At 40.9% G+C, this 3223-nt stretch carries 2 protein-coding genes and 1 CRISPR repeat array; of the genes, one reads left to right on the top strand and one right to left on the bottom strand.

What is annotated here, in order from left to right:
* Positions 1-48: 48 nt before the first annotated feature.
* Positions 49-1236: direct repeats of the CRISPR family, unit length 28 nt; unit sequence GTAGTCCCCGCGTGGGCGGGGGTGATCC.
* A gap of 75 nt (positions 1237-1311) precedes the next feature.
* Positions 1312-1503, bottom strand: a complete 192-nt coding sequence (locus WMO19_RS09550; RefSeq protein ID WP_349171625.1) for a hypothetical protein — start codon at positions 1501-1503, stop codon at positions 1312-1314.
* An 810-nt stretch (positions 1504-2313) separates the two neighbouring features.
* Here WMO19_RS09550 and WMO19_RS09545 point away from each other — a divergent pair.
* Entirely contained in the window at positions 2314-3060 is a 747-nt protein-coding gene (locus WMO19_RS09545; RefSeq protein ID WP_349171624.1) for a DNA/RNA non-specific endonuclease, read from the top strand.
* The last annotated feature ends 163 nt before the right edge of the window (positions 3061-3223 follow it).

Genomic DNA, 3223 nt, shown 5'->3' with positions numbered 1-3223 from the left:
GGGCGGGGGTGATCCTTGGAGATGGGTCATAGTCTACATAGTAACCAAGTAGTCCCCGCGTGGGCGGGGGTGATCCTGTGGCAGACTCCAACCCTACAAGTGGTCAAAGGTAGTCCCCGCGTGGGCGGGGGTGATCCTTTTGACCTTGGTCTGCAAGTTGAGTTACTGCAGTAGTCCCCGCGTGGGCGGGGGTGATCCTTAAAGGAGTTGTAATTGTGTGGGTTTCAAAGCGTAGTCCCCGCGTGGGCGGGGGTGATCCCTGCCTCTGTAAGCCATTGCTCATAGATAGGCTGGTAGTCCCCGCGTGGGCGGGGGTGATCCTCTGCAATTCTTTTTGACATATTTTCACCCCCAGTAGTCCCCGCGTGGGCGGGGGTGATCCCCATTAGCCTTGCCTTTATTTGCAGCATTTTCTGTAGTCCCCGCGTGGGCGGGGGTGATCCTTGATTTTGGCAAGAAAACTGATGAAAAGACTAGTAGTCCCCGCGTGGGCGGGGGTGATCCTAATGCCACTAAGGGCGAGTCTTATGAGATTGAGTAGTCCCCGCGTGGGCGGGGGTGATCCTCTACCCTAAAGTTGTTATATCGGCTATCAGTTGTAGTCCCCGCGTGGGCGGGGGTGATCCTGCCAAGGACGATAATCCAACTTGGGAAGTTGTGTAGTCCCCGCGTGGGCGGGGGTGATCCCCTTGGGGAGCAAAATAAGCCCTTTAGTTTTTCGTAGTCCCCGCGTGGGCGGGGGTGATCCTAATAGCTAGAACCTTAGTATCACTTTCAATACGTAGTCCCCGCGTGGGCGGGGGTGATCCTAAAATTCTTTCTCAAATTCAGGAAAAATATCAGTAGTCCCCGCGTGGGCGGGGGTGATCCCGCAGCAGTAAGTGTTGTACAGACTGGAGAGCCGTAGTCCCCGCGTGGGCGGGGGTGATCCTGTCTTAAAGTATGTAATCCGCTACAAAAAGAAGTAGTCCCCGCGTGGGCGGGGGTGATCCCGTGGCGACCTTACCTTTTTGCCTAAGTGCATAGTAGTCCCCGCGTGGGCGGGGGTGATCCTTGATTTTGGCAAGAAAACTGATGAAAAGGCTAGTAGTCCCCGCGTGGGCGGGGGTGATCCTAAGACCTTCAAGGTCATCAGTATTTTTTATAAGTAGTCCCCGCGTGGGCGGGGGTGATCCCCAGTCCACAATAATTTTGTCTGCGATATCTGTGTAGTCCCCGCGTAGGCGGGGGTGATCCTTCTCAAGAATTCATATATAATTGCAAGCAATAAAAAAGCATCACTAACATAGTTGTCAGTGTGCTTTCTAATAATTATAAACTTTTAGCTAAACAAAATCCTTCAATCTGTTTTTCAGTTAATTTTTCTGGATCAACATTATTTTCTCTACAATATTTTATTATTGATTTCATATCAAGGTAAGGCATTGTATTTTTTTCAGATGTAAATTGACCATCGATATTATTATCAAAATCTAAAAATTTCTTTGGTATATTTTTTGCCATATTATCCCTCCTTGAAATAAGTGTTAATGAGTAGCTCAAAGGCTTCAGAGTCTATAAACATTCTTTGAGAGTTTCTAATTTGAACAGCTCCAAGCTTTTCTCTAGAATAACCTATTAGATTAGTTTTTGCATCAAAATATATAAAATCTATACCATTATCTTTCGCTTCTTTACAAGCTATCGCAAAGAGATGTGCTCCAACACCTGAATATTTTTTATCATCACCACAATTTTGTATTGATGACTCGACAAAATTTACATATAGCCCCCCTTATGAATCTATTTTTGTTGCTATCAATCCCTGTATTTCATCAGAGTTAACCACTTTCAAAGCCTTTACATTAAAACTTTTTTTAATAACTTTATTCCAATTAAAAGTCCGGTTTTTAATGTTATTAATTGGCTTTTTTAAAGTTTCAACATATGTATTGACTTATTCGTCTGTAGAATTATCCACTAAGCAATTTGTAAGTTTATCAATTTCTATGTCAATCATATTCCTACCTCTTCTGCTATTTCTATTACTATTAGACCCCTTATCCCTACTTTTTTCACTAGATTTTACATCCTTATTAGACTACTCATTATAAGTTATATTTTCAACCTAAAGACTATTCTAAAACCTGATATAAGTTAGTTAAATAATAAGGAGAACTCTTGTGATATAATTAATTGGAGCTTTGAAATAAGTTTTGAATTTATAATGGAAAAGATTTGTATTGTAAGATAAAGAAAGTTGAGAATTTCACAATTCTAATATCTTTATAATTAATTATATTTAATACTTAAACATAACTAGAGGTTGTGCAATTGTTGAAGAGAAATAGAAATTTAAAAGTGCTTGCTCTTATTTTTGTTATTGCCCTTGGTTTTTTATTAAGTCAAGATCCTTTGAGCCCTGGCAAAAATAATTACAATAATAGCTTTTTAAATAAAATTGAAAATATTTTTGGTAATAATTATGAGGTCACTGAGAAAAGTCACTACTATAAAATGGATAAAAATCCGCCACAGTTTTCTCCTGATGATTTGAAAATGGGTCCAGACTTTGAAATTTATTCAGACTTGGATAGGTTAAACAGGGTTGGTCCTGCAAATGCTCTTATTGGTCCTGACTCCCTACCAAGAAAGCCCAGGGGCGATATTTCAAAGGTCTATCCCACTGGTTGGCATCAAAGGTTTTATGATTTTGTTGATGGTGGAGCTGTCTACAACAGGTGTCACCTCATTGCCTATCAGCTTACTGGTGAAAATGATAACTGGAAAAATCTCATGACGGGCACCAGGTCTTTTAATGCCAAGGGCATGCTGCCCTTTGAAAATTCTGTGGCGTCTTATATTAGGGATACTGGTAAAAAGGTGAGATACAGGGTGACGCCAATTTTTATTGATGAGGAGTTAGTGGCAAGAGGTGTAATTATGGAGGCCTACAGCATTGAGGATGGTGGCAAAAAGATAAACTTTAGAGTTTTTGTGAGAAATATTGAAGAAGGCGTGAAGATTGATTATAAAACGGGAAGGACTAGCCTTGATAGGGGCAATTTCTTCAATAAATAAGCTAAATGTAAAAGCCGTTTTGGCTTTTATTTTTTTGTACGCTTTAGCATGAATAAACCACCAGCTATGCTGGTGGTAGGAAAACAAGCTTTAGCTTCAAGCAAAAAACCTCCCGTGATAAACTATATATGTTACTGGCAGTAGCATAAATAGAAAAGGGAGG

It is taken from the genome of Peptoniphilus hominis (ex Hitch et al. 2025) (assembly GCF_040096015.1).
GTDB lineage: Bacteria > Bacillota > Clostridia > Tissierellales > Peptoniphilaceae > Peptoniphilus_A > Peptoniphilus_A hominis.
This window is presented reverse-complemented; position numbering and strand designations above follow the sequence as displayed.